At 60.1% G+C, this 24,190-nt stretch carries 26 protein-coding genes, 1 tRNA gene and 1 pseudogene; 13 read left to right on the forward strand and 15 right to left on the reverse strand.

The genetic code is table 11. The features are described 5' to 3' along the window. Positions 1-58 precede the first annotated feature (58 nt). From cyoA to DevBK_RS18615, 5 genes are read left to right on the forward strand one after another with little or no spacing between them, the layout of a single operon-like run. Complete coding sequence (cyoA, locus tag DevBK_RS18595) at positions 59-1,252, forward strand: ubiquinol oxidase subunit II (RefSeq protein ID WP_061911899.1); 1,194 nt, start codon at positions 59-61, stop codon at positions 1,250-1,252. After that, the gene (cyoB, locus tag DevBK_RS18600) at positions 1,249-3,246 is read left to right on the forward strand and encodes a cytochrome o ubiquinol oxidase subunit I (RefSeq protein WP_061911900.1); all 1,998 of its coding nucleotides are present in this window, start codon (positions 1,249-1,251) and stop codon (positions 3,244-3,246) included. The genes cyoA and cyoB overlap by 4 nt, the downstream gene beginning before the upstream one ends. A gap of 1 nt (position 3,247) precedes the next feature. Then, entirely contained in the window at positions 3,248-3,877 is a 630-nt protein-coding gene (cyoC, locus tag DevBK_RS18605) for a cytochrome o ubiquinol oxidase subunit III (protein ID WP_061911901.1), read from the forward strand. Next, positions 3,874-4,287: a cytochrome o ubiquinol oxidase subunit IV gene (gene cyoD / locus DevBK_RS18610; RefSeq protein ID WP_200913600.1), complete on the forward strand. Its 414-nt coding sequence runs from the start codon at positions 3,874-3,876 to the stop codon at positions 4,285-4,287. The genes cyoC and cyoD overlap by 4 nt, the downstream gene beginning before the upstream one ends. A 5-nt stretch (positions 4,288-4,292) precedes the next feature. Further along, positions 4,293-5,018, forward strand: a complete 726-nt coding sequence (locus tag DevBK_RS18615; RefSeq protein ID WP_062629661.1) for an SURF1 family protein — start codon at positions 4,293-4,295, stop codon at positions 5,016-5,018. On the opposite strand, the gene DevBK_RS18620 is transcribed toward DevBK_RS18615, so the two are convergent. Continuing rightward, positions 4,984-6,339, reverse strand: coding sequence for a sensor histidine kinase (locus DevBK_RS18620; RefSeq protein WP_062629660.1), 1,356 nt, complete (start codon positions 6,337-6,339; stop codon positions 4,984-4,986). The two genes, DevBK_RS18615 and DevBK_RS18620, sit on opposite strands and share 35 nt — an antisense overlap. After that, the gene (locus tag DevBK_RS18625; protein ID WP_061911904.1) at positions 6,336-7,004 is read right to left on the reverse strand and encodes a response regulator transcription factor; all 669 of its coding nucleotides are present in this window, start codon (positions 7,002-7,004) and stop codon (positions 6,336-6,338) included. The genes DevBK_RS18620 and DevBK_RS18625 overlap by 4 nt, the downstream gene beginning before the upstream one ends. Before the next feature lie 286 nt (positions 7,005-7,290). Here DevBK_RS18625 and DevBK_RS18630 point away from each other — a divergent pair, with 286 nt between their 5' ends. Together DevBK_RS18630 and DevBK_RS18635 are read left to right on the forward strand one after the other, a co-directional pair. After that, positions 7,291-8,490: an efflux RND transporter periplasmic adaptor subunit gene (locus tag DevBK_RS18630; protein WP_061911905.1), complete on the forward strand. Its 1,200-nt coding sequence runs from the start codon at positions 7,291-7,293 to the stop codon at positions 8,488-8,490. A 3-nt stretch (positions 8,491-8,493) separates the two neighbouring features. Continuing rightward, complete coding sequence (locus tag DevBK_RS18635; RefSeq protein WP_317186522.1) at positions 8,494-11,625, forward strand: efflux RND transporter permease subunit; 3,132 nt, start codon at positions 8,494-8,496, stop codon at positions 11,623-11,625. A gap of 121 nt (positions 11,626-11,746) precedes the next feature. On the opposite strand, the gene DevBK_RS18640 is transcribed toward DevBK_RS18635, so the two are convergent. Next, a complete protein-coding gene (locus tag DevBK_RS18640; protein ID WP_317186523.1) occupies positions 11,747-12,361 on the reverse strand; it encodes a DNA-3-methyladenine glycosylase I in 615 nt (204 codons plus the stop codon). A gap of 153 nt (positions 12,362-12,514) precedes the next feature. On the opposite strand from DevBK_RS18640, the gene DevBK_RS18645 reads away from it, so the two are divergent. Both DevBK_RS18645 and DevBK_RS18650 read left to right on the forward strand, forming a co-directional pair. Next, positions 12,515-12,591, forward strand: a tRNA-Arg gene (locus DevBK_RS18645). Then, a complete protein-coding gene (locus DevBK_RS18650) occupies positions 12,564-12,938 on the forward strand; it encodes a hypothetical protein (RefSeq protein WP_317186524.1) in 375 nt (124 codons plus the stop codon). Before DevBK_RS18645 ends, DevBK_RS18650 begins: the two co-directional genes overlap by 28 nt. A 399-nt stretch (positions 12,939-13,337) precedes the next feature. Here the strand turns inward: DevBK_RS18650 and DevBK_RS18660 are convergent. After that, positions 13,338-13,559, reverse strand: a pseudogene (locus tag DevBK_RS18660) (transposase domain-containing protein); the annotation flags it as partial. Between DevBK_RS18660 and DevBK_RS18665 the strand changes: the two are divergent. After that, on the forward strand, positions 13,555-13,926 hold the full coding sequence (locus tag DevBK_RS18665; protein ID WP_317186563.1) for an autotransporter outer membrane beta-barrel domain-containing protein: 372 nt from the start codon (positions 13,555-13,557) through the stop codon (positions 13,924-13,926). The pseudogene DevBK_RS18660 and the gene DevBK_RS18665 sit on opposite strands and share 5 nt — an antisense overlap. Here DevBK_RS18665 and DevBK_RS18670 read toward each other — a convergent pair. The 8 genes from DevBK_RS18670 to DevBK_RS18705 form a co-directional block, all read right to left on the reverse strand. Beyond that, complete coding sequence (locus tag DevBK_RS18670; RefSeq protein ID WP_317186526.1) at positions 13,898-14,914, reverse strand: helix-turn-helix domain-containing protein; 1,017 nt, start codon at positions 14,912-14,914, stop codon at positions 13,898-13,900. The genes DevBK_RS18665 and DevBK_RS18670 overlap by 29 nt on opposite strands. A gap of 168 nt (positions 14,915-15,082) precedes the next feature. Next, the gene (locus DevBK_RS18675) at positions 15,083-15,436 is read right to left on the reverse strand and encodes a hypothetical protein (RefSeq protein WP_317186527.1); all 354 of its coding nucleotides are present in this window, start codon (positions 15,434-15,436) and stop codon (positions 15,083-15,085) included. A gap of 94 nt (positions 15,437-15,530) precedes the next feature. Further along, positions 15,531-15,905 (reverse strand): tudor domain-containing protein, encoded by a 375-nt coding sequence (locus tag DevBK_RS18680; RefSeq protein WP_317186528.1) that lies wholly within the window; start codon positions 15,903-15,905, stop codon positions 15,531-15,533. Between the two features lie 297 nt (positions 15,906-16,202). Continuing rightward, positions 16,203-16,592, reverse strand: coding sequence for an IS66 family insertion sequence element accessory protein TnpB (gene tnpB / locus DevBK_RS18685; RefSeq protein ID WP_317186529.1), 390 nt, complete (start codon positions 16,590-16,592; stop codon positions 16,203-16,205). Next, complete coding sequence (tnpA, locus tag DevBK_RS18690; protein ID WP_317186530.1) at positions 16,589-16,981, reverse strand: IS66-like element accessory protein TnpA; 393 nt, start codon at positions 16,979-16,981, stop codon at positions 16,589-16,591. Before tnpA ends, tnpB begins: the two co-directional genes overlap by 4 nt. Before the next feature lie 340 nt (positions 16,982-17,321). After that, a complete protein-coding gene (locus DevBK_RS18695) occupies positions 17,322-18,836 on the reverse strand; it encodes a tripartite tricarboxylate transporter permease (protein WP_317186531.1) in 1,515 nt (504 codons plus the stop codon). 6 nt (positions 18,837-18,842) lie between these two features. Then, positions 18,843-19,295 carry a tripartite tricarboxylate transporter TctB family protein gene (locus DevBK_RS18700; protein WP_317186532.1) on the reverse strand — a complete coding sequence of 151 codons (453 nt, stop codon included), beginning with the start codon at positions 19,293-19,295 and terminating at the stop codon, positions 18,843-18,845. Between the two features lie 148 nt (positions 19,296-19,443). Then, the gene (locus DevBK_RS18705) at positions 19,444-20,124 is read right to left on the reverse strand and encodes a tripartite tricarboxylate transporter substrate-binding protein (protein ID WP_317186533.1); all 681 of its coding nucleotides are present in this window, start codon (positions 20,122-20,124) and stop codon (positions 19,444-19,446) included. Positions 20,125-20,239: 115 nt separating this feature from the next. Between DevBK_RS18705 and DevBK_RS18710 the strand changes: the two genes are divergently transcribed. Beyond that, complete coding sequence (locus tag DevBK_RS18710) at positions 20,240-20,485, forward strand: hypothetical protein (RefSeq protein ID WP_317186534.1); 246 nt, start codon at positions 20,240-20,242, stop codon at positions 20,483-20,485. A gap of 40 nt (positions 20,486-20,525) precedes the next feature. On the opposite strand, the gene DevBK_RS18715 is transcribed toward DevBK_RS18710, so the two are convergent. After that, on the reverse strand, positions 20,526-20,786 hold the full coding sequence (locus DevBK_RS18715; protein ID WP_317186535.1) for a hypothetical protein: 261 nt from the start codon (positions 20,784-20,786) through the stop codon (positions 20,526-20,528). Positions 20,787-21,896: 1,110 nt separating this feature from the next. On the opposite strand from DevBK_RS18715, the gene DevBK_RS18720 reads away from it, so the two are divergent. Continuing rightward, entirely contained in the window at positions 21,897-22,205 is a 309-nt protein-coding gene (locus DevBK_RS18720) for a hypothetical protein (RefSeq protein WP_317186536.1), read from the forward strand. A 199-nt stretch (positions 22,206-22,404) separates the two neighbouring features. On the opposite strand, the gene DevBK_RS18725 is transcribed toward DevBK_RS18720, so the two are convergent. Beyond that, the gene (locus DevBK_RS18725; RefSeq protein WP_317186537.1) at positions 22,405-22,656 is read right to left on the reverse strand and encodes a hypothetical protein; all 252 of its coding nucleotides are present in this window, start codon (positions 22,654-22,656) and stop codon (positions 22,405-22,407) included. Between the two features lie 101 nt (positions 22,657-22,757). On the opposite strand from DevBK_RS18725, the gene DevBK_RS18730 reads away from it, so the two are divergent. Beyond that, positions 22,758-22,946 carry a hypothetical protein gene (locus tag DevBK_RS18730; RefSeq protein WP_317186538.1) on the forward strand — a complete coding sequence of 63 codons (189 nt, stop codon included), beginning with the start codon at positions 22,758-22,760 and terminating at the stop codon, positions 22,944-22,946. A 42-nt stretch (positions 22,947-22,988) separates the two neighbouring features. Here the strand turns inward: DevBK_RS18730 and DevBK_RS18735 are convergent, their stop codons facing one another. Then, the gene (locus DevBK_RS18735) at positions 22,989-24,176 is read right to left on the reverse strand and encodes a hypothetical protein (protein WP_317186539.1); all 1,188 of its coding nucleotides are present in this window, start codon (positions 24,174-24,176) and stop codon (positions 22,989-22,991) included. Between the last annotated feature and the right edge of the window lie 14 nt (positions 24,177-24,190).

The following is a 24,190-nucleotide window of genomic DNA, read 5'->3' on the forward strand; positions in this document are numbered from 1 at the left end:
TGTTCGCTCCATGAGAGTAGGCCGCAAGGAAAGCGCAGTCTTCCTCCCAAGGGCCGCCATGTCACGTTTTGCCAAATTCCTGTCTGTCTCTTTGCTGGCACCATTCCTTGCCGGTTGCAATGCCGTGGTGATGGCGCCGGCCGGCGATATCGCCGTGCAACAGCGCGATCTGATCATCATCGCTACGGTGCTGATGCTCCTGATCATCATCCCGGTCATGGTGCTGGTGGTGCTCTTCGCCCGAAAATACCGGGCGTCCAACACTGAAGCCGAATATGAGCCAGATTGGCACCATTCGACCCGGCTCGAACTCGTCATCTGGTCGGCGCCCCTCGCCATCATCATCTGTCTTGGCGCGGTCACTTGGGTGTCGACGCATTTGCTCGATCCCTATCGCGAACTTGGCCGCCTCGGCCCCGATCGTCCGGTCCCCGCCAATACCGAGCCGCTTGAAGTGGAAGTGGTCGCGCTCGATTGGAAGTGGATGTTCATCTATCCCCAGTACGACATCGCGACCGTCAACGAACTCGTCGTGCCTGTCGATCGTCCGATCAGCTTCCGGCTGACCGCGTCGACGGTGATGAACTCGTTCTACATCCCTGCCATGGCCGGCATGATCTACGCCATGCCCGGCATGCAGACCCGCCTTCATGGCGTCATCAACAATCCCGGCGAATACAAGGGCATTGCCGCTCACTATAGCGGCCATGGTTTCTCGGGCATGCACTTCGTCACCAAGGGTGTCAGCGACGCTGAATTCGATACCTGGGTCGGCGACGTCAAGGGTTCGCCCGATATGCTCAACCGCCAGCGCTATCTCGAAGTCGAAAAGCCCAGCGAACACGTGCCGGTCATGCATTTTGCCGGCGTTGAAAGCGGGCTTTATACCGCCATCGTCAATATGTGCGTCGAACTCGATAAGATGTGCATGAGCGAGATGATGTCGATTGACGAGCAGGGCGGCCTTGGCCATGCCGGCATCGATAATCTCGCACCCGCGCTTTATGGCGGCGGCGAACGCAATCGCTCGCCCTTTGGCCCGCAAAAGACCTATGTCGCGGCGATCTGCTCGACCGACGAAGCCATCGCCATGACCGCAAAGCTCCCGGCCATCCACGCGCCGAACAGCGCGCCGCTGCTTGGCCGCGGCATTGCCCGGCCGGAAGCTGTTGCCCAAAGCAATGCACCCGCTCTTGACTGGCTCGCCGGCAAGCTCGCCTTCAATCAAAACACATCGACTGACGCGCTATGACAAACGAGTTCTGGTCCTTCATCTTCGGGCGCCTGACCTGGGACGTGCTGCCGCTGCACGAACCGATCGTCGTCGTCACCTTCATCGTGGTCGCCATCGCAGGCCTCGCCGTCGTCGGCGCCATCACCTATTTCAAGCTCTGGGGCTACCTCTGGAAAGAGTGGTTCACGAGCGTCGATCACAAGAAGGTCGGCATCATGTATATGGTGCTGGGCCTCGTCATGCTGCTGCGCGGCTTTGCCGATGCCTTGATGATGCGCCTCCAGCAGGCCATCGCCTTCAATGGTTCTGAAGGCTATCTCAACGCCCACCACTATGATCAGCTGTTTTCCGTCCACGGCGTGATCATGATCTTCTTCGTCGCCATGCCGCTGATCACCGGCTTCATGAACTATATCGTTCCGTTGCAGATCGGCGCGCGCGACGTCAGCTTCCCCTTCCTCAACAATTTCTCGTTCTGGATGACGGCGAGCGGCGCTGTGCTGGTCATGGCGAGCTTGTTCATCGGCGAATTCGCCCAGACCGGTTGGCTGGCCTTCCCGCCTTTGTCAGGCATCGAACATTCACCGGCCTCGGGCGTCGACTATTACATCTGGGCGCTGCAGATCGCGGGCGTGGGCACGACCCTTTCGGGGGTCAATCTCATCGCGACCATCATCAAGATGCGCGCGCCAGGCATGACCTTGATGAAGATGCCAGTCTTCACCTGGACTTCGCTCTGTACCAACGTCCTGATCGTGGCGTCCTTCCCGATCCTGACCGCCGTGCTGACGTTGCTCGCCCTCGATCGCTATGTGGGGACGAACTTCTTCACCTCCGATTTCGGCGGCAATCCGATGATGTATGTCAACCTCATCTGGATCTGGGGCCATCCGGAAGTTTACATCCTTATCCTGCCTGCCTTCGGCATCTTCTCCGAAGTCGCCTCGACCTTTTCGGGCAAGCGCCTCTTTGGTTACACGTCCATGGTCTATGCCACGGTCGTTATTACAGTGCTGTCCTATCTCGTCTGGCTGCACCACTTCTTCACCATGGGGTCCGGTGCGAGCGTCAATTCGTTCTTTGGCATCACGACGATGATCATCTCGATCCCCACGGGGGCGAAGATCTTCAACTGGCTCTTCACGATGTATAAGGGCCGGATCCGGTTCGAACTGCCGATGATGTGGCTCATCGCCTTCATGCTCACCTTTACCATTGGTGGCATGACCGGCGTGCTGCTCGCCGTGCCGCCGGCTGACTTCGTGCTGCACAATTCGCTGTTCCTCGTGGCGCACTTCCACAACGTCATCATCGGCGGCGTGCTGTTCGGCATCTTTGCCGGCATCAACTACTGGTGGCCCAAGGCCTTCGGCTACAAGCTCAACCAGTTCTGGGGCAAGATCTCGTTCTGGCTCTGGAATGTCGGCTTCTGGCTCGCTTTCGGTCCGCTTTATGTGCTGGGCCTGATGGGTGTCACCCGGCGTCTCCGCACATTCGATGATCCATCGCTCCAGATCTGGTTCATCATTGCCGGTATCGGTGCTCTCGTCATCGCCGGCGGCATCGGCGCCATGATCATCCAGTTCACCGTCTCGATCATGTCCAAGAACAAGGAATGGGACACGACCGGCGATCCGTGGAACGGCCGCACCCTCGAATGGGCAACGTCTTCGCCGCCGCCACAATACAACTTCGCCTTTACCCCGATCATCCACGATGGCGATGCCTGGGCGGATATGAAAGCGCGCAATGCACAGCGTCCGGTCACGGGCTATATGGACATCCATATGCCGCGCAATACCGGCACGGGCATCATCCTTGCCGGCCTCAGCGTCGTCCTTGGCTTTGCGCTCATCTGGTATATGTGGTGGCTCGTCATCCTGAGCTTTGTCGCCATCATCGGCGCGGCCATCATGCATACCTTCAATTATGACCGCGATTATTACATCCCGATCGAGGCTGTGGCCGAGGTCGAAGACGAGCGCACGCGCCTCTTGAGCGGAGCACGCTAAGATGAGTTCACCCGCCAACACGACGACTGCCGACGCGCCAGAATTCTACGAGATCGTGGCGCACGATCACCCCGCTCACGCCTCGACGCAGATCGGATTCTGGATCTACCTGATGAGCGATTGCCTCATCTTCGCGTCGCTCTTTGCCATCTATGGCGTGCTCGGTGGTAGTTTTGCCGCCGGTCCGTCGCCCGAGCATCTGTTCAATCTGCCTCTCGTTGCCGTCAGCACGACGGCCCTGCTTCTGAGTTCCATCACCTATGGCTTTGCCATGCTGGATATGGACGAGGGCAAGCAGAAGAGCACGCTGATCTGGCTCTCGATCACGGGGCTTTTGGGCGCGGTGTTCCTGGGTCTGACGCTCTATGAATTCTACCACATGATCCAGGAAGGCGCGGTGCCGCAGCGCTCCGCTTTCCTCTCCGCCTTCTTCGTCCTGGTCGGCACGCACGCCCTCCACGTCACCTTCGGCATCTTGTGGCTGATCACGCTTGTCGCTCAGATCAGCATGAAGGGCCTGATCCCGGCCAACAAGATCCGCGTTCAGTGCCTCTCGATGTTCTGGCACTTCCTCGACGTCATCTGGATTGGCGTCTTCACGGTTGTCTATCTTATGGGGATGCTGCGATGAGCGCTCAAAGCCCGGACACATTGACGGCCTCCGAAATGGCCCATGCCCACCCCAATCCCCATGCTCATGGGGACGGGCACGATCACGGCACACGCCGCACCTATCTCATCGGCTTCGCGCTGTCGGTCATCCTCACGGCTATTCCGTTCTGGCTGGTGATGGGCGATGTCATCGCCGATCGCACGATCGCAACGCTCCTCATCATGGCGTTTGGTGTTGCCCAAATCTTCGTTCACATGGTCTATTTCCTCCATATGAACACCAAGTCCGAGGGCGGCTGGACCATGATGGCGGCGATCTTCACCATCATCGTCATCGTCATCGCGCTCTCCGGCTCGCTCTGGGTGATGTTCCACCTCAACACCAACATGATGCCGGGTCACACCATGAACCCCGCGGACATGATCTAGCGCCGATGACCGACCATCCGGCCCAGGGGGGAAAGCGCTTCTCCCCGGGCCTCATCGCTTTTGCGACATTCGCCGGCGTCTGCGCGGTATTGTTTTTCGGCCTTGGCATCTGGCAGGTCGAACGCCTCGCCTGGAAAAACGGGCTGATCGCCGCCGTCGAAACCCGCGCCCATTCCGAACCTGTCGCACTCAACACGACCGACTGGTCGACCATCGATCCCGAGGCCAGCGAATATCAGCGCGTGCTGGTCAATGGCAGCCTGCTCCCTGGCGACATCCTCACCCAGGCGGTGACCGCCGAAGGCCCCGGCTTCTGGGTCATGACGCCGCTGCGTCTGCCTGACGGCCGTGCGGTGCTGATCAATCGCGGCTTTGCGCCCAAGGATATGGATGTCGCGCTCGATGCGGAGACGCCGGTGACCATCAAAGGTCTCCTCCGAGTCTCCGAGCCAGAGGGCGGCTTTCTCCGCAGCAACGATCCCGCGGCCAATCGCTGGTTCTCCCGCGATGTCGCCGCCATCGGCGAAACGCTAGGGCTCGAAAACCTCGCGCCCTTCTTCATCGATGCCGATAGGGTAGGGGACGTCTATCCGCGCGGCGGGATGACCGTGATCAGTTTTTCCAACAATCACCTGATCTATGCGGTGACTTGGTTCGGCCTCACCGGCCTCTGCCTTTTCGCGCTCGGCTATCTCTTTAGGGACCGTTGGCGGCGATCACCGGCAGGCTGATTTCGAACAGCGCGCCACCCTGCGGTGCCGTCGCCACCGTGATCTTGCCGCCATGCCGCTTGACGATGTCGCGCACCAGGCTCAAGCCCAGCCCCGCGCCATTGGGCGATTGCGACAGCCGGTGAAACGGCCAGAAGATCTCTTCGCGCTGTGTCGGGTCGATCCCCGGCCCATTGTCCGAAACGACCACCCGCCCATCGGTATTGACCTCGACCCGCACCGACACCGCCGCGCCGCCATGCGACATGGCATTGTGGACGAGATTGGCGATGGCCCGCGACAGCGCCGAGGCATCGCCTTTGACCATCACCGGCTTTTCGGGCCCCACGAACTCGATCTCGCTCCCCGCATCGATCGCGAGCGGCGCCAGATCCGCCGTCACCTGCGTCGCGATATCGACGATATCGACCGGCTCGAACCCATCGGGCGACAGCGCCATGCGGTGAAGGTCGAGCAATTCATTGGCCATGCCGCCGAGCCGGGCCGAGTCCCGCTGCAATTGCCGCTTGTGCGGCCCATCGGGCAGGCTCTCGAGCCGCGTCTGCAAAATCGCGATCGGCGTGCGCAATTCATGCGCCGCATCCGCGAGAAACCGCCGCTGCCGCGCGATACCGCTATCGAGCCGATCGAGCGCCTCGTTAAAGGCCCGCACCAGCGGAATGAGTTCGGTCGGAACGTCCTCATAGGAGAGCCGCACATCGCTCTGCCCAATATCGATCAGCGCCGCATCCTGCGCGATCTTCTCCGTACCCCGCAGCGAGCGCTGGATCAGCGACGGGATTGTCAGCACCGTCGCGGTCGACAGAAGGAATATGAGCCCCAGAAACGCCGGATTACCGAACGCCTTGCCAAGCACGCCAAAACTCAGTGTCGGTCCGCCACCCGTCATCACCCAGAGCCGCCCGATATCGGTATTGCGCGAGCGGACGATGGCATAGGGCGAGCGCGGATCGCCGAGGTCGTTGATATTGGCCGATGCAACATGCACCAGCGTTTCCGGATGCTGCATGGCCGGCGGTGGCACATTACCCCGCGTCAGCATCTTGCCGTCGACATCGACGACCAGAAACCAGAATTCGGGATAGTTCGCGATGGTCTTTTCAAGGTCGCCATTGGGCGCCAGCACGAAGCCCCCATCGGCCCCGCGCTCGATCGAGCGCGCGATATCGCCCACGACATCCTCATCGAGATTTTGCTGCACGCCCATGGCGAGCAAGATCGGCACGGCCGCCAGCATGACGAAGCCGACCAGAACAGCGATCTGAATGCCGATCAGGCCCTTGGTCAGAACGCGTCTGAGGGAGAGCGGAGCATGCTTCATGCCGTGGCTTTCAAGAGATAGCCGATGCCGCGGATCGAGTGGATTTCGACCCGCCCCGGCGCGATCTTGCGCCGCAGCCGCGAAATATGCGCGTCGAGCGTGTTGGAGGCGATCTCGTCGTCAAAGCCATAGACGGCCTCTTCGAGGATCGAGCGCGCCACGGTCCGCCCCGCGCGCTTCACCAATACTTCGAGCGCCAGCACTTCGCGCCGCGTCAGCGTCAGCGGCTCGCCCGCCGCCACGGCCGAGCCATCGCCGAGATTGAACGTCAATTGCCCGACGGTCACGGCCATGTCCGCAATCATCGCCGGCCGCCGCATCAAGGCGCGAATGCGCGCCACCAGTTCGTCGACGACAAAGGGCTTTGCCAGATAATCGTCGGCCCCGGTCTCGAGCCCTTCTATTCTCTGCTCTGGCGCCCCAAGCGCCGACAGCACGATGATTGGCAGGCCGGTCTGGATTTTGCGGATGCGCGGAATGATGGTGAGGCTATCCCCATCTGGCAATTTCCGATCGAGCACGGCAATGGAATGCACGCCGCTTTCGACGGCTTCGAGTGCCATTTCCAGCGTTGTCACATGATCTACAAGAATGTCGTGGCGTTCGAGTGCACTGATCAAAGCCTTGGCCAGATCAACCTCGTCCTCCACCAGAAGAATACGCATGGCTACCTCGTCTTGGCGCTGGTTATGCCGCGCAATGATTGCCTTTGCATTGCGCAGATTTGGCCTTTCCGTAATGTTGCGGCAATATGGCTGGTGGAAAAGAATGGCGATACGAGCATTTAAGACGCGTCGGGTCCGTTCGGGTCCGGCGTCATAGTGGTGATTTCATGCACTCCGTGCTGCCCCGGCGGCGATGATCCACTTCCAAAGGGCTCCGTATAAGTTTGCGCCAGGCCAGTGCCCCAGGCCGATAGACCATTGATCGACCAAATATCAGGACACCTCGATGACCACAGCCCATGAGAAGCCCGAATGGGCACAGAGCAAGCGGGAAAAGAAGAATGCCCGCCTGGTCGCTGAGGGCAAGAAGCCCAGGCGCCGCTGGGGCCCTTGGGTCGTCCTTGGCCTGATCATTATCGGTGGTGTCGCCTTTTTCCTGACCCGCCCGCCCGCACCGGCGCCTGAAACCGATACAGCGGAAGCCGCGCCTGTCGTGCGCCAATTGCTGACCTCCGAAGTCACCGCGATTGCCCCACAAACCCTAAGCCAGACCGTCAAGGTCACGGGCACGCTCGTTCCCGCCCAGCAGTCCGTCGTTGCCTCCCAGGCTGCCGGCCGCGTCCTCAGCGTTGCCGTGCGTCCCGGCGATAGTGTCGCCGAGGGCGATGTGCTGGTCGAAATCGACCAGGCCAATCTCTCCCTCGCGCTCGCTCAGCAGCGCGCCACGGCCGATGCCACCCGCGCCCAGCTCGTCTCCTCCCAGCAGCAGCTCGAACGCACCCAGGAACTTGCCCGCCAGGGCCTCGCCAGCCCCTCGGCGCTGGAACAAGCCCGGTCCGCCACTTCTGCGCTCGAAGCCAACCTGACCGCACTCGAAAGCGCCGTGCAGACGGCCGAACTGGCGCTCAGCAACGCCACCGTCACCGCGCCGATCACCGGTATCGTCTCCGAACGTTCGGTCGAGCCGGGTCAGACGATCAGCGCCGGCACGCCGGTCATCACTGTCGTCAATCTCTCGCAGATGGAATTCCAGGCCGCCGCCTCGGTCAATTCGAGCGCGCTCGTCTCGCCCGGCCAGAACGTGGTTGTCACTGCCACCGGCCTCGATAACGAAACCTTCGATGGGCAGGTAACCCGTGTCAATCCGGTCGCCCAGACCGGCACCCGCACCGTGCCGATCTATGTGCTGCTCGACAATGAGGATGGTCGCCTGCGCGGCGGCATGTTCGCCACCGGCCAGATCACCGTCGCCGAAAAGGCCGACGCCATTGCCGTCCCTCTTGCGGCCCTGCGTGAAGATGCCGAGGGCAGTTATGTCCTCAAACTCGACAATGGCACGCTCGCCCGTCAGGCCGTCACTCGCGGCACAACCTGGGACCGTGGCGCCACCGTCGAAGTTGAAGGTCTGACCGCCGGCGACACCATTGTCACCGCCCCGTTGACTGAACTTTCGGCCGGCGAAGCCTATGAACAGATCGAGGGCTAGACGATGTTTCTGACCCGTATCAGCGTCAATCACCCCGTCTTTGCCACCATGATCATGGTGGCCATCGTGGTCTTCGGTTTTTACTCTTATCAGCGCCTCCCCATCGAGCAGATGCCCGATGTCGATTTCCCGGTCGTTGCCGTCGTCGTCAGCTATCCCGGCGCTTCGCCTGAGGCGGTTGAGGCTGATATCATCGAGCCTATCGAAGACGCGGTGAACACCATTGCGGGCCTCGACACCATCCAGTCCACGGCCCAGTCCGGCCAGGCCATGGTGCTGATGATCTTCAATCTCGAAGAAAATTCGCAGCAAAAAGCCCAGGACGTTCGCGACAAGCTCGATCCGGTCAAAGCCAATCTGCCCGATGGGGCAGGGGAGCCGCAGGTGCTGCGCTTCGACCCTTCCGCCTTGCCGATCCTGTCGCTCGCCGTCAGCTCGACCACGCTCTCCGATCGCGATCTCACTGCGCTCACCGAAGACATCATCGTCAAGCGCATCTCCAATATTTCCGGCGTCGGCAGCGCCAGTGTCGTCGGCGGCGTGCCGCGTCAGCTCAATATCAATATCGATCCCGATCGCCTGACTGCGTTCAACATCACCCCGAGCGCCGTCACCCAGGCGCTGCAGAATGCCAACAAGGATTTGGCCGCCGGCTCGATCACGCAGGGCAGCATCGTCCAGTCGATCCAGGTCTTGGGCCGGCTCGAAGATCAGCAGGATTTTTACGACATCGTCGTCGGCAATCAGGGCGGTCAGCCGGTCACCCTGCGCGATGTCGCGACCATCGAGGACGGCACGGGCGAAGCCTCGAGCCTTGCCATTCTCAATGGCGAACGCGCGCTCGCCGTCGATATTCTCAAGACCCAGGGCGCCAACACCGTCGGCGTCGCCGAGGAAATCCGCCACACCATCGATACCTTGCTCGCAACCGAACTGACGGGTGGCGATGTCAAGATCGAGGTCGTCGTCGACAATGCCAAGCCGGTGGAAGATTCCTTCCATGCGGTCCAGAACATGCTGATCGAAGGCGCACTCCTTGCCGTCGTCATCGTGTTCCTTTTCCTCAATTCCTGGCGCTCGACTGTCATCACGGGCCTGACCCTGCCGATCTCGATCATCGGCACCATGGTGGCGCTCAACGTCATGGGGTTTACGCTCAACATGATGACGCTGCTCGCCCTCTCGTTGGCCGTCGGTATCCTCATCGACGACGCCATCGTGGTGCGCGAAAACATCACGCGCCATCTCCATATGGGCAAGAGCCATAGGCAGGCAGCCTTCGATGGCACCAACGAAATCGGCCTCGCCGTCATGGCGACGACGCTCTCCATCGTCGCTGTGTTCCTGCCCGTCGCCTTCATGGACGGCATCATGGGCCGCTTCTTCCTGCAGTTCGGCGTCACCGTCTCCGTCGCCGTCCTGATTTCACTTTTTATCGCCTTCACGCTCGATCCCATGATGTCGAGCGTCTGGTATGATCCGGCGTCCAATCCCAATGCCAAGCGCGGCCCGATCGGCAAGGCGGTGCAGCAGTTCGATCGGTTCTTCGAGTGGATCACCGAGGGCTATCGCCACCTGATTCGCTGGGGCCTCAAATGGCGCAAGAGCGTGCTTTTGATCGCCCTTTTGTCGTTCCTCGGCAGTTTCGCGCTGTTCCCGCAGGTGGGCGTCGAGTTCATCCCGGCAACCGACAATGGCAATTTCACCATCAGCGTCGAAACGCCTGCTGGCTCGAGCAAGGAATACACCGCCGAAAAGATGCGGCAGGCAGAGACCATCATCCGCGCCTTCCCAGTCGTCGAAACCACCTATTCGACCGTCGCAGGGGGTCTGCAAGCCTCGGGCCAGAACACTGGCTCGATGACGGTGACGCTGGTCGATAAGGAAGATCGCGACGTCACGCCTGTCGAGTTCATGCCTGAAGTTCGACGTGCTCTTGATGCGGTGCCCGGTGCTACCTTCCAGGTGGCGGCAGCGTCGGGTCTTGGCGGCTCTTCCGCACCCGTCTCCATCACGCTTTACGGCGACAGCTTCATCGTTCTCAAGCGCCTCGGCGACCAACTCATGCGCGAGCTTGGCAAGATCGATGGCCTTATCGACATCAAGTCGAGCCTTGACGATGCGCAGGCCGTGGTGGGCATCAATATCAATCGCGACCTCGCCGATAGCCTCGGCGTCTCGATCGCTCAGATCGCCTCGACCATGGCGCCTCTGATCAGCGGCGACGATGTTTCGGATTGGACCGCGCCCAATGGCCAGGTCTATTCGGTCGTCGTGCGTCTCCCCGAAGCCTTGCGCAGCGATATCGACGCCATTGGTAATCTGCCGATTGCGACGGGGTCGAGCGGCATGATCACCCTCGGTCAGGTTGCCGATGTCGTCGAAAGCACGGGTCCGGCCACCATCAACCGGCAGGACCTGCAGCGTGGCGTCACCATCGAGGCCAATGTCGAAGGCGTCGAACTCGGTACCATCACGCCGCAACTGCAACAGGCGATCAACACGCTCGATTTCCCCACGGGTTATCGCTCGTCCTTCGGCGGCGACGTCGAGCAGATCCAGGATGCCGGCGCGGCTGCGGGTTCTGCCCTCCTCCTGGCGGTGATCTTCATCTATCTCGTGCTCGCCAGCCAGTTCGGCAGCTTTCTCCAACCGATCGCCATCATGGGCTCATTGCCCCTGGCGCTGATCGGCGTCATGGTCGGCCTTCTCGTTGGCGGCTCGACGCTCAACATGTTCTCGGCCATCGGCTTCATCATGTTGATGGGTCTCGTCGTGAAAAACGCCATCCTGCTCGTCGACAATGCCAACCAGCATGTGCGCGATGGCTGGAACCTCTATGAGGCTCTGGTCGAAGCCGGCGTCACCCGCTTCCGCCCGATCATCATGACTACCCTCGCCATGATCTTCGGCATGCTGCCCCTGGCCCTTAGCCTCCACGAAGGCTCCGGCCAAAACGCGCCGATGGCCCACGCCGTGATCGGCGGGCTCATCAGCTCGACTGCGCTGACCCTCCTCGTCGTCCCGGTGCTTCTCACCTACATCGACAGCTTCAGCGCCTTCACCCGCCGCTTCATCCCTAAAGCGCCGGATGATCACGAGCACGGACACGTCGAGGCGAAGCCCGCGGAGTAATTTTGCTCCTCCACGCTGCCCAAGATAGCCCGGCGAAAGCCGGGCTATTCTTTTTACGCTCGATCTCCTACCGCACGCGGTGCAGCTCCGCCCTCCTTCAGGGGGAGGTTGGGAGGGGGCCTCATCCGCGTCCAGGCACCTTGAAAGCAGCCCGCTCCGCCGCCGCCTTCTCCCGGCTCACGCACCCCAAAGCATGGTCATTGACTAGTCCCATGGCCTGCATGAAGGCAAAGACCGTCGTCGGCCCCACGAAGGCCCAGCCGCGCTTCTTCAGTGCCTTCGAGAGCGCGATGGCCTCCGGGCTCGTCGTCTGGCTCTGCGGGGGCGGGGCTTCGCCTTCGGGTACCTCATAGCGCCAGACGAAAGCCGCGATCGACCCCGCCTCTTTGATCAGCTCCTGCGCGCGCTTGGCATTGTTGATCGCGGCCGCAATCTTTCCCCGGTGCCGCACGATGCCCTTATCCTGCAGCAGCCGCTCGACATCGGCCTCTGTGAATTTTGCCACCGCATCGATCTCGAAATGGGCAAAGCCGGTCCGAAACGCATCGCGCTTGTTGAGGATTGTCCGCCAGCTCAGCCCGGACTGAAATCCTTCTAGGCAGATCTTTTCGAAAAGCCGGCGATCGTCGCTGACTGGAAAACCCCATTCATGGTCGTGGTAGGGCACAAATTCCGGCGCCCCCGCACACCAGGCACAGCGCTCGCGCCCATCCGGGCCGGGCAAGGTTCCGCTCATTCCATTTTCCCCAAACCGTAACCGATTCCGCCAAAAGGCCAGCTCGATGCTAACGTGATGCTACCGAAAGAGCATCGGAAAACCCCGTTGCACAACGCGCCCCCATCGACTAGTTTGCGCCCACTGATCGGGGCCAGTCCCCGAATCCGGCCTGCACCCGTAGCTCAGCTGGATAGAGCGCTGCCCTCCGAAGGCAGAGGTCGTGAGTTCGAATCTCGCCGGGTGCGCCATTCTCGGGCAAAAGTGGGCACCATTGCCCGCGTGGAATCGCCAAGACGACTTCATCTCCATGCCGACGCGCGAGGTGTTGGTGCGCGATCGCTCAAACGTGCAATCGGCCGGTCTGCGTCGCTGGGATTACTTGCCTCCATCGGAGATCGATCTCGGTATCTTGACCCTTGTCGAAGAAAACTTCGGTGCCACTGAGGACGAGGTCGTGCAGGCGCTATCAAGGCAGCTAGGCTACAGGTCGACGAGCGCTCAGCTGAGGGACGCGATCGGCAAGCGAATAGCGATCCTTAAGTCCTCGGGTCGCCTGAAACTTGAGGACCATATCCTTGCTCTGGCAACAGACTAACCGCTCCCATGAGGTTCCAATGAGCTGTCACAAGCGTATCATCAGAACCTTCCGATCGCTCGCGGCAGTCTTCTTGGCCATATGGGTTGCAGCCGTTGGTCCAAGCTCGGCGCAAGAGGGCAGCGAGTGCAATATCAAGGGCAACATCAGTACAAGAGGCGAGCGCATCTATCACTTGCCTGGCCAAAAATACTACGACGAGACGCGCATCAGTGCTTCTCATGGAGAGCGATGGTTCTGCTCAGAACAAGAGGCCCGAGCGGCGGGGTGGAGGAGGTCGCGGGTGTGATCCGTGGAGGTTTAGCCGCACTGCCTTACCTATGACCTCGTCGATGCACTCGACTTCAGTGAACTGCTACATTCGATCGCAGTTTGCTTTAGCTGTAAGCGCTGTTCCGATCACACGTCGGTGGCGAAGTTCCAAGGCAGAAGATCGTTGACGCGGCTCTGCTTGTGGTTGGCGGCGATGGCGTTGAGCGTTTCGGCGAGCCAGGCGTAGGGATGGATGCCGTTGAGCTTGCAGGTTTCGATCAGCGAGGCGATGATGGCCCAGTTTTCGGCTCCAACATCATGACCGGCAAAGAGCGCGTTCTTCCGGTTCAGCGCAATGGGGCGGATGGTGGCACCGGCCGATTACTGGACGCTCGACACCGGACTTGGGGTTGCGGCGCGCTATGAAATGCCGCTCGACGACGGGGCCAGTGTTTCCGTAGTCGGCAAGGCGCTGTGGCAGCATTCCTTCGGCGACACTGCCGCCACGCAAGAGGTTTCGCTGGCCGGTGGCGGGGGATCGTCGGTCGTTTCGGGGGCCGATCCAGCCCGGGATGGGGTTCGCCTCGTCGCGGGCGTCGAATATCGACCAAGCGCCGATGTGACCCTTTCTCTCGATTACGCTGCAACACTGGGCGGGGAGGAAATGAGCCATGTTAGCGCTGCGGGTGAAATTCTAGCCTTAGACTTCAACGCAGTGCATTGTGCCAGGCGCTGAGCTTGACGGTCTCTCCGCCGAGACTGGCCATGGCCTCAAACTCTCTTAATGCCTGTTTCCGGTATTCACCCGGAGGCACGCCGTAAGCGAGGCGAAATGCCTTGCTACAGTGGCTTTCGCTGGCGAAGCCGAACAAGAAAGCGAGTTCTGCGATGGTTCGCTTTTCATGGTGCCGCCTGAGGGCGCGGCTTAGCAGTTCGAGGCGACGCGCCAGGATATAGCGCGATACGCCGCCCGAGGATTGGAACACCTGATAGAGAACGGATCGCGACACCCCGAGCTCGCGTGCGATTTGACCGGCATCGAGCGCGGTATTGGCTAGGTGGCAATCGATGTAGAGTTCGACACGTTCGCGGCGCAGGTGCTCGAAATGGCGTTCGCGCTGTGAAGGCGTATTCTGGCCGGTGGCCATGGCAAATGCGCCGGCAGCGAGTTCGGCCACCGCCTTGCCAGCACTGATCGCGACCGCCGAAGAGCCCTGCCCTCCCAGGCGTTTGAGCAAAAGCATGAATTCGCCAAGGAGCTGGGCACTGTCCTTTGGCAGGATCGCGCCATGCAGCGCGGGCACCAAGGGCAACGTTTCTTCCATCTGATCGCGCGGCATATTGATGGTGATGAGTTGCGCGGCGCTGGCGGCATTGCGCTGTGGCCGGGCCATATCGAGAAGGACGATCTCACCAGGGCGCACCTCGCGTTCGGCGCCCGGGGCACCGCCGATCCATTTGCCTGAGACCAGTAATTGGAGGACAACATGGTCGAACCCGTCCCGGCGGGTATGACCAGCATCCCGCTTGTGACTGACCCCGCTTATCTGGCGATCGACGACGATCATGCGCGAGAGTTGGTGGGCATGCGCTTCGGCGTGAAAGGCTTCTCCAGTGGCAGCAATTTCCGATGCCACTGGATAGAGGTCGCAATATCGGGGGAAGGATCCGTCCTCGCCGATCGTGCGCGACGAAAACCGGAAGTGCTCAACAGCTTTAGCCAAGGCAGCAGGCCTGTCCCATTCCTGCCGATCTCTTGCCCAGGAAGTTCAACCTCTTATGACTATACTAGTGAGCATGCAATCGAACAGTGTAAATTTGAACGCCGGTGGCTGCCTGAGGCTAGAATGCCCTGCCCGATCGAAAAGGCAGGAGGCCCTTATCTTCAGGATTTAGTCGTAAGTCGCCTCTTTGCCGTCGAAGTAAATGGTGTTGGCGTCACAGATATCGATCGAGGTCACGTCACCTTCGATGTTCGAACCGTCTTCGGCTTCCCAGGTGACATAGAAGTCGATGGCACAGGGGCCATCATAGTTGAAGGCCATGGCGGCGCTTTCTCCGCCTGCGAGCTTGAAGTCCATCCAGTTTGAGCTCCAGTCGCCATTTTCGCCGGTATAAAACCCGGTGATGATGTAGTTCGAGCTATTCTGGATATCGAAGTTCATGCCAGCGGCGCTGGCGGACTGAGCCGCGATGAGCAGGGCTAGAGTTGCGGAAATGGCGCGAAATGAGTGTTTGATATGCACGAGATGTCCCCAGGCCTTTCGGTTCCGGCAGCGATGCCGATCCGGGCCGTCGTTTCGAGTTGGTTAGTTTTTATTGTTGCGAAGGCCGGCAAACTCAGCGCGACCGGCAAAGACCGGTGGTGGTGGTCTCTTTGTCTCCATCGTCGTAGCTGATGCCGGCCTTTTCGCCTGCCAGCGACGTGATGGTTCCGGGATAGAATGTCCCGGCGTTCTTGTAATTGCACTCGACCCGCGAGCCGATCATCCAGTCATAGGGCCGCACGTCGCGCAGAGCGACGGTCTCGCGCTCGCCATCGTCATAACGGATCGTCACCTTGCCGCCATTGATGGACTCGGCGATGCCGGCAAACCAGTATCCTGACTTCTGATAGTTTCCGAGCACCCAGTCGCCAACCGTCTGGGCGCTGGCACTACCAGATCCCAATGCCAAAACGGCGGTTGCGAGCAAAATCGATGCAACTCTGAGCATGATAAATCTCCTTTTTTGGGCGCCAAATGCTGCGCCGAAGCTGGGTATTTATCTTGCGAGCGAGGTGGACGCATTGCTCAGGCGTCCACAAGAGTTGCACGAGCGTCCTGATTTGGAGGGTGGGTTCAATCGATCACCGCAACACCTTTAATCTGAGAGGATTAGGAGGTGTCGCATGGTGACGTCGCGGGTGTGGTTTACTGCCCAACAGAAGGCTGAGCTGTGGGAGCGATGGAATCAAGGTCAGAGCATTCCATCAATCTCGCGATCGCTTGAGCGTAGGACCAAAGGTGGCGTTCAGCGGATTGTAGTTCTCCATGGTGGCATTGCTCCATCAGCACGACGGAGAGCTGCATGGACGCTCGAGTTGGAGGAACGCGAAGAAATCTCTCGCGGGAACGGCGCCTCGAACTGCGCATGGCTCAAGGTCATCAGGCCGTCCGTCACCGCAGGCCAACTGAAGGTGTGCTCTTCGAGGCGCTTGTAGGTCATAACCAATCCGGTGCCATCCCAGTAGAGGAGCTTCAACCGGTCGGTCTTCCTGGCCCGGAACACGAAGACCGTGCCGGTGAACGAGTCCTCGTGCAACGCGTTCTTCACCAGCGCCACCAGGCTGTCGTGGCCTTTGCGAAAGTCGATCGGCTTGGTCGCCACCATGATCCGCACCCGGTTCGAGGGGAAGATCATGTGATCGCCGTCAGCGCGCGTACGACCGAGGCAATCCGGACCGCCGAGGCGCCAGGCTCCAGCCGGATGGTGACCGATCCCGTCATAATCTCCGGCCCAGCCGATGCCGCCGGCTCCGCCGCTGTCACATCCTCCACAACCGGAGCGACCATCAGCGTCGCGAACTCTACCGAATCCTCTGGCGCCGGCAACACCAACTTTCCATTCCTGGCCATCGTCTGCCATGAGGAGACATGGTTGGACTTCAGACCATGCCGCTGCGCAACTTCGCTCACCCTCGCTCCTGGCCGAAGCGTCTCGGCGACAATCCGCGCCTTCTCATCATCAGGCCATTGTCGATTGCGGCGCCGCCTACCGCCATTTGTGAGAAGCTCCAATGGAGCGTCCATGGAGAAACTCCCGCACTGACATCAATCAGTGCGCAATCTCATGGCTCACAAACGGGAGGAAGGTGGGGATAGGACACCGCTTACATTTAGCTGCTTGTGTGTCTTGGAAGATAGGGCCTCTGATCCGCTTGCCACTCGGAGTTGGAGCGTCCGCTTTCGGGAAGGCGCTGCAGCTGGGCGAACGGCCGGAATGGGGCGCGTCCCTGCCTAACCGCTGCCGAGCTAGTCCAAACCTTCGTGCGACCTTGATCAAGATACCAAGTGTGGTGCCACCGCGGGGAGTGCGTTAGTTGAAGGAAAAGCCCCGGAAGAATCCGGGGCTTTAATGCGGTTATAAGGGCTAAGAAAGGAGCCGGCTCTCCGCTCCCGGGTGGTCGTCGCGCTTTATAAGGCCGCGAATGGTCTGGAAAAAAGCGACGCTCCAGATCAGCAGCGTAACGACACCGAAGACTGCGGCAACGGGGCGGCCAAAGAAGCCGAGCAGATTGCCATCGGCAATCATCATCGAGGTGGTGAAGTTGGTTTCCACCAGAGGCCCGAGAACGATGCCGAGGATGATCGGGGCAATGGCGATCATCCGTGCCTCGAGGATATAGGCCACGACTCCAGCACCCAGCATCAGCCAGACGCCGAACATGGAATTGTTGATCGAGTAGGATCCGACGATACAGAAGAGCAGGATGGCGGCGTTCAGCAGGGCGCGCGGCACTTCAAAAATCCAGCGGGCCGATTTCGCGGCCACCCAGCCAAGCGGCAGCATGAGCACGTTGGCGATCGCGAAGACGATCATCACCGCGTAGAAATTCTGCGGATGCAGCGTCATCAGCGTCGGGCCGGGATCGAGGCCCTTCATTACCAACACGCCGACAGCAATTGCCGTCACGGCGTCGCCGGGAATGCCGAACACCATAGCCGGAATCCACGAGGCACTGAGCGCCGCATTGTTGGTGGCACCGGCCTCGACGAGGCCCTCGGGGTGCCCCTTGCCGAACTTCTCCGGTTCCTTCGACGTGCGCTTGGCCAGCGAATAGGTGATCCAAGCTGCAAGGTCGCCGCCAACGCCGGGCAGGGCGCCCAGCAGCGAGCCGATGATCGAGCCGCGCACCTGGTTCTTGCGATACTTCCATAGTGCCGCCAGTGTGCCTTCGAATGGGTTCTTGAGGTTCATCTGCGGCACATCGGCCATGGCGCGGCGACCCGCACGCATCACTTCCGACACGGCAAACATCCCGATCATGATCGGGATGAAGCTGATGCCGCCCATCAGTTCGAGATTGCCGAAAGTAAAGCGCGGCGTCGCCGTCAGCGGGTCCATACCCACCTGGGCAATGAAGAGGCCGAGCAGCAGCGCCAGCGCGCCCTTGACGAGGCCACCCGAGGAGATGAGGGCGGCGCAGGACAGGCCGAGCACGGCGAGCCAGAAATACTCAAAGCTGGAGAAGCCCAGGGCGGCCTTGGCCAGCATAGGGGCCGTGAACAGCAGGAACAGGAAGCCGAAGAGGCCGCCGAGAACCGAGCCGACGACACCGATGCCAATGGCAAGGCCCGCCTTGCCATTCTGGGCGAGGCGATAGGAGTCTTCCACATAGGCCGCCGAAGCGGGCGTGCCGGGAATGCGCAGCAGTGTGCCGGGCAGGTCGCCGGCCGTAATGGCCATCGCGGTGCAGGAGATGATCGCGGCAATGGCGGGGATCGGCGCCATATAGAAGGTGATGGGGACGAGCAGCGCCGTTGCCATGGTGGCGGTGAGGCCCGGAATGGCGCCGACAAACAGGCCGAAAACGGCCGCCAGGAAAATGGTCAGCAGCGTTTCGAAGTTGAAAACGAGGCCGACAGCGAGAGCAAAAGCTTCCATGGTGTCTTATCCCAGGATGCCGCGCGGCAGCGGAACGCGCATGACCGCGTTGAAGGTGAAATAGATGGCAGTCGCTGCAATCGGGCTGAAGATCACGGCCGAGAGCCACTTGCCGCCGCTAAGCAGCACGATGCCGACGGCAAAGAGCGTGCCGGCAACCAGGAAACCGAGATAGGGCATGGCAAGGATCGTGGCGGCTAGTGCAACAACGATCGCCACGGCAAACCAAGTAACCAGCGGCTGCGCTTCATCCTCGGGCGTGTCGCGGACAATCCAGCCTTGAATTGTGAGTGCCACACCCATGATGGCCATGCCCGCACCGACGATGGACGGGAAAAGGCCCGGGCCGACATTCATGCCGGGAAGGGCTTGCATGGCGAGCGCCTGCTGCAGGATTGCCGCGCCGCCTAGCGCGAAAATCACGCCTAGCGCGCTGTCCAATGGAAATGACTGCCTCATGCGCTCCTCCTGAAAGCACCGGACCGATAGACGCAACAGTTCGGGGCAATGCTGTTGCAGGACAAAAAACAGAGCGCTGGTCCTTTGGGCGCTCTGGAAAAGAAGACGGCCGGAGGTGCATTCCGGCCGTTTGGAACAAGCTCAGGGCTTACTTGGCAAGGCCAACGGCCTGCAGGGCCGAACCGATCGACTCGTCGGCATCCTTGAGGAAGGCTTCAAAGCCGGCGGCGTCACGATAGTCGATGCCGAAATTGCGCTGCGCCATGAAGTCCTTGAACTCCTGAGACTCGACCACCTTGGCCATGGCTTCCGAAAGGCGGGCCTTCACGTCTTCCGGCAGACCCTTGGGAGCGGCAATTCCGCGCCACGCATAGGCGGCCCGCTTGTTCCCGAGCGCCTCTTCGGCGGTCGGCACATCGGGGGCAGCCGCAACGCGCTCGTTGGCGGCAACGATCAGCGGCTTGACTTCACCTGCATCGACCATCGGACGGGCATCCGGCATGGTCGTGGTCACGACACTGATAGCTCCCGAAGCGAGGAGCTGGAGGCTGGCCGAAGCGCCTTCCGAGGGAACCCAAGGAGCGGCCGCCGGGTCGATCTCATTGGTCACGAGCACGCCGGCCCAGCCCAGATGCGCCATGCCGCCAAGATTGGCGCCGGAAGCCTTCACCGAACCGGGATTGGCGCGGATTTCAGAGAGGCACGCGTTCCAGATCAAGAAATGACTGAAGACTTTATGCAAAACGTACCGAGCCACCTCATCGCGACCGAAATAACCCAACAGCAATTCGAAAGGTACTGGCGCAAAGCCGTAGATCGTATCAGGCACGAGCTTGGTGTCGTCGTTACTGACTAACGCCCTGAAGTTTAGAGGTTGGACTCGACGATGGCCCCGTTGATATCCTTAGCAAGCATCACGAAAATGCTGCACTCAACGGGACAAGATGACGGACATCGAAGCTATCAAAAAGATCCTATGGGAAGACTGGGACCCAATCGGCGTTCGTGAGATGGGAGGGCCTCCCGACGAATATGACGCGTATGCGCCAGTAGTATTAGAGATGCTTGAGGCTGGAGCCACCGAAACCGAAATCGCCCAATATCTCTTCTGGCTAACTGTGGAACAAATAGGCCTCGAGACACGTGAGACGAGCATTGCCCGCGCCCTCATAAAGCTCAGGGCCAACTGACACTCGATGTTAGGTTGGACTCGGATGAGTTCAGCGCCGCTTAGCGACCCTTCAGCCGCTTAACTTCCTCTGGCGCACCGTCGTAGAGATACAAGGTGTTGTGCCCCGGTAGTGAGTTCGCCCAGGTGACAGCATCGCAAAGGGAACCGCTGTCTTTTTCAGCATACATTACATCACCCGCAGAGGGCGTGATTTGGTCAGCGTCAGCGACAGAGTTGTCGCCAGCGGTTGCCTCAACAACGGCGTAGATGTTCGCCCAACGGTAGGGGCGCTTTCGATGGTCAACGATATTCGTAATCATGAACCCCTCTCCACGCCTCACAGCTTTGATATTCTACGCTGACGACATCCGGAAGGTGGCACGATAGGTTGTTAGAGGGGATGGGTTCCAGATGTGGTTAAGGCGGGGTGTCTCGACCCTGTGCATAAAGTGTACTGACAACCGTGATACTGGCCGTAACACACCTGACCGATGAGGTCGCCATCCATGCAAAAGCCTTGATTTGCAGCGCTTTCCAGCGCATCTTCGTTGTCGCGCCGCCCGCAACAGGCTCAACGGACTCTCAGGACTAACTCGCTAAACGGACTTTTCGGACTATCTGCTCATTCGGAAAAAGAGGGCAGCGCTTTCCTTAACTTTGAGAAAGCATGAAAATGACCTTAGCAGCATTAATCACCCGCCAATTCAGGACTGTTACCGTGGGCAAGAGTTAGCCGGACGAGCGATCGTTCCGCTCTATACCTGCCTACCCCTTGTGGCGCCTTACGCAGCACACTCGCCATCGTGTTGGTTCAGCATCAATGGTGATGAAGACATTCATCCCAATGATCTGTTCACATTGAACGGCCTCCACATCGAGCTCGCTAGAGAGCACTAAGCGAAAGTCACTCCCGGCTCTTGCTGGGAGCGACGCTCACCGATGGTTAGTGGGTGTGGGCAACGTGGGTTCAGTACGCAGTGTGGCAGTCTGCCCCCAGGCACTCGCGCAAGTCGCCCGTCCAGCGGTCAAGGACGTAAGTCTCACCTTGACTGGTTTCCCACCTGTCATATCGCAACAGCCAGGCAGTCAGGACCACGGCAACTACGCAGACGACCGCTACCTTCCACCAACTCACGTCATCCCCCCCAGCACGAGCCTACCCGTACCTAGTGGGTGGCCGTTGGTCAACGAGGCCGCATGCAATGGCACAAGGTCAGAGGGCGAGGCTGGTGAGAACGCCGAGGTGCAGATATCATCGCTAAATGCGCAGAACCGCCAGTATAGTCCTCCAACTCCTCGCTGCCTGGCTGATCATTGCCTTGCTAGTACCGCAAGCCAACCCGCTCTTCTGGCTGCTCGCATGGAGCCTGCACGACGCTCGCTTATGATGATGATAGGGTGGTCTCAATGCCGCCAACTAGGATTCAACCATGCGCGAGCCAGATCTTTTTGCCGACGTATCGTTCTATTCGCCGCAATCGGGCGGGAGGATCAAACCAATACCATCTGGCCTAGGCTTTCCGTGCAAGGCTTCGGAGACTGCTCCAAACGCATGGGATGCACGTCTGTATTTTGAAGGAGCGCCAATCCAGGCCGGGGAAACCAGAAGGGTTGGCCTTCTCTTTCTGACCACCGAAGGCGAACAAGCGATCCGGAACGCTCAACGCTTTTTCATTTGGGAAACGAGAATTATTGGCGAGGCGACCGTCTGTACGCCAGAAGCAGACCTCTCACCTTAATCACTTGGTTTGAAGTGAGGGTGGGCGTTTTATCCGCAGGTCTGCGGCACTCGCCCCGTCTTCAGCATCCGCTCCAGCCGAGCAATCTCGGCATCGAACTCTTTGAGCTTTCGCTCCCTGGCAGCGCGGACCCGGAGGATCTGTTCAGCAACTAAGGTTTGCTGATGGCTGTCCAAGGGATGGGATGCAACGCGCCCCATCACGCCGTAACGTGCTTGACGGCCCACATGACGGCTTCTTCAATCTTGGTCTGGGCAAGGCTGAGCTCGCGACTAGCCTGCTTGTCGACGCCGGGGTTGCCACCGGCAATGTGCAGCAGCTCGATGAATTCCGCACCCTTGTCCTTAAGGGCGACCATCATGGCCTTCTCCTGATCGGACAGGACGCGGTACTGGTGGCGCACGGCATTATTGGCAGTGCGATCGTCGGATGTGCTATTCACGGCAGTCATCTCAGTCTCCGGAGTTAAAGGCCATAAACGGCCCCATTTATACCGCGACGGCTCGTTTACCGCCAGATGATAAAATGCCCATTGGTTACCAGGAGCAGCCAATGGGCAGGCCACCCCTTTACATGATCCGCATCCATACCAGCGTCAGCGCCGAAGCCTTGAACCGCATGGATAAAATCGTTGGCGAGAAGGGCCGCGCCGCGTTCATTCGCAAGGCGATCGACCAGATGCTCGATACCGTCGAGGCAGCCGAAGAGATGAAGGCGAAGAAGTCAAAGCTGGCCGAATAAACGGCCCACTAAACCCACCCCCATCTGTTGGTGAGGCGGGGGTTACAGGGTCAGCAGCGCTGCTGCCAAGGCACCAGCGATATCCTGATGCGCTTCGACGCCAACGTGGGACGGTGCGCTGATGTTGTAGCCGAGCTCGCCCTGTTTTGCGTAGCTCTCGAACCGATAGGACAGATCGAGAATGTTCAACAGATTGCTGTCGGCTAGCTCATAGGCAGCATTGTGAAATGCCAGTTGGATCGTTGCATCTGCCGTGGACCATTGCGGCACCATCAGAAGAACCTCTGAGCCAGCCGCAATCGCCGTGTTGATAATGCCCTGCATGGCCGTTTTCCACGCCGCAACATCGGCACTCAGCGTGCCAAGAGACGAGGTGTCCATCGCGTTTAGGCCGAGCAGTATCAAAACAAGGTCGAAGGCCTGCATCGTCAGCGCCGGCATCGGACGGGTGGCCGGTGTGGTAACATACCAGGCCGCCGCATCGGACGCGCCCCAGCCGAGATTGCAGATATCCACTGCTGGCAAGGTGCTGTCCCAGCACTCCATGCTATGGATATAGACCGTGCTGGCATCCGCCACGGTTTTGCGCACGGAGACAGTGTGATTGCCCTTCGTTGGCGAGAAGTTGAACTTCGCCAGGGCTGTGCCGCCGGTTGTCGAGATGGTCTGGACCACGGCTCCATCGACCAGCACTTCAAAGCTGCCTGGGTTACCTCCGCCGGTCGAATATACTAGTTCTAGCCGATCGAACTGATTGACTGGGGTAAACGTCAGGGCGTTGACCGTGCTCTGGTTAAGGAAGATTGGCCCGCCCAGCGCTTGCGGCCCATTGAGCCAACCTGCTCCAAGCCCGATGCGTGGATCGATGGCATTGGTTTCTTGGTAGTAGTTTGCCGTGCCAAAGAAATTGTCCCAGCGGGATGGTAGGCCCGCTGCAGTCAATCGAGCCGACAAAACGGACGGGAAAGACTTCGCACGAGCACCGGTTCGATAGTCGGTTCCTGTGCCCGTGCCGGTCCCAGCCACCGTAGAACTGCCGATGACGCCAAATCGGGCGCGCGCCGTAGCCGCGCGGACACGTGCCAGTGCACGACGTGTTTTGTGAAGGCGTCGAGGATCAAAGCGACCTTCCGCGCGGATGAGTGCACCTTGTTGGCTATCCCGGATGGTTCCGGTCGCGCCACCCAGCGCGGGAACCAAATCTTCGGCAGATACAAAAGGTCCGGCCATTATGCAGCCCTCGA

It is taken from the genome of Devosia sp. BK (assembly GCF_032907385.1).
Classification (GTDB): domain Bacteria; phylum Pseudomonadota; class Alphaproteobacteria; order Rhizobiales; family Devosiaceae; genus Devosia.

Excerpts from the sequence above, each read along its gene's own strand:
- cyoA (WP_061911899.1), top strand. The coding sequence starts at position 59 with ATGTCACGTTTTGCCAAATTCCTGTCTGTCTCTTTGCTGGCACCATTC.
- DevBK_RS18615 (WP_062629661.1), top strand. The coding sequence starts at position 4,293 with ATGACCGACCATCCGGCCCAGGGGGGAAAGCGCTTCTCCCCGGGCCTC.
- DevBK_RS18735 (WP_317186539.1), bottom strand. The coding sequence starts at position 24,176 with ATGGCCGGACCTTTTGTATCTGCCGAAGATTTGGTTCCCGCGCTGGGT.
- DevBK_RS18635 (WP_317186522.1), top strand. The coding sequence starts at position 8,494 with ATGTTTCTGACCCGTATCAGCGTCAATCACCCCGTCTTTGCCACCATG.
- DevBK_RS18700 (WP_317186532.1), bottom strand. The coding sequence starts at position 19,295 with ATGAGGCAGTCATTTCCATTGGACAGCGCGCTAGGCGTGATTTTCGCG.
- DevBK_RS18730 (WP_317186538.1), top strand. The coding sequence starts at position 22,758 with ATGGGCAGGCCACCCCTTTACATGATCCGCATCCATACCAGCGTCAGC.
- DevBK_RS18710 (WP_317186534.1), top strand. The coding sequence starts at position 20,240 with ATGACGGACATCGAAGCTATCAAAAAGATCCTATGGGAAGACTGGGAC.
- DevBK_RS18715 (WP_317186535.1), bottom strand. The coding sequence starts at position 20,786 with ATGATTACGAATATCGTTGACCATCGAAAGCGCCCCTACCGTTGGGCG.
- DevBK_RS18665 (WP_317186563.1), top strand. The coding sequence starts at position 13,555 with ATGGTGGCACCGGCCGATTACTGGACGCTCGACACCGGACTTGGGGTT.
- tnpA (WP_317186530.1), bottom strand. The coding sequence starts at position 16,981 with ATGGACGCTCCATTGGAGCTTCTCACAAATGGCGGTAGGCGGCGCCGC.
- cyoC (WP_061911901.1), top strand. The coding sequence starts at position 3,248 with ATGAGTTCACCCGCCAACACGACGACTGCCGACGCGCCAGAATTCTAC.
- DevBK_RS18680 (WP_317186528.1), bottom strand. The coding sequence starts at position 15,905 with ATGCTCAGAGTTGCATCGATTTTGCTCGCAACCGCCGTTTTGGCATTG.
- DevBK_RS18620 (WP_062629660.1), bottom strand. The coding sequence starts at position 6,339 with ATGAAGCATGCTCCGCTCTCCCTCAGACGCGTTCTGACCAAGGGCCTG.
- DevBK_RS18625 (WP_061911904.1), bottom strand. The coding sequence starts at position 7,004 with ATGCGTATTCTTCTGGTGGAGGACGAGGTTGATCTGGCCAAGGCTTTG.
- DevBK_RS18725 (WP_317186537.1), bottom strand. The coding sequence starts at position 22,656 with ATGACTGCCGTGAATAGCACATCCGACGATCGCACTGCCAATAATGCC.
- cyoD (WP_200913600.1), top strand. The coding sequence starts at position 3,874 with ATGAGCGCTCAAAGCCCGGACACATTGACGGCCTCCGAAATGGCCCAT.
- tnpB (WP_317186529.1), bottom strand. The coding sequence starts at position 16,592 with ATGATCTTCCCCTCGAACCGGGTGCGGATCATGGTGGCGACCAAGCCG.
- DevBK_RS18695 (WP_317186531.1), bottom strand. The coding sequence starts at position 18,836 with ATGGAAGCTTTTGCTCTCGCTGTCGGCCTCGTTTTCAACTTCGAAACG.
- DevBK_RS18720 (WP_317186536.1), top strand. The coding sequence starts at position 21,897 with ATGCGCGAGCCAGATCTTTTTGCCGACGTATCGTTCTATTCGCCGCAA.
- DevBK_RS18640 (WP_317186523.1), bottom strand. The coding sequence starts at position 12,361 with ATGAGCGGAACCTTGCCCGGCCCGGATGGGCGCGAGCGCTGTGCCTGG.
- DevBK_RS18630 (WP_061911905.1), top strand. The coding sequence starts at position 7,291 with ATGACCACAGCCCATGAGAAGCCCGAATGGGCACAGAGCAAGCGGGAA.
- cyoB (WP_061911900.1), top strand. The coding sequence starts at position 1,249 with ATGACAAACGAGTTCTGGTCCTTCATCTTCGGGCGCCTGACCTGGGAC.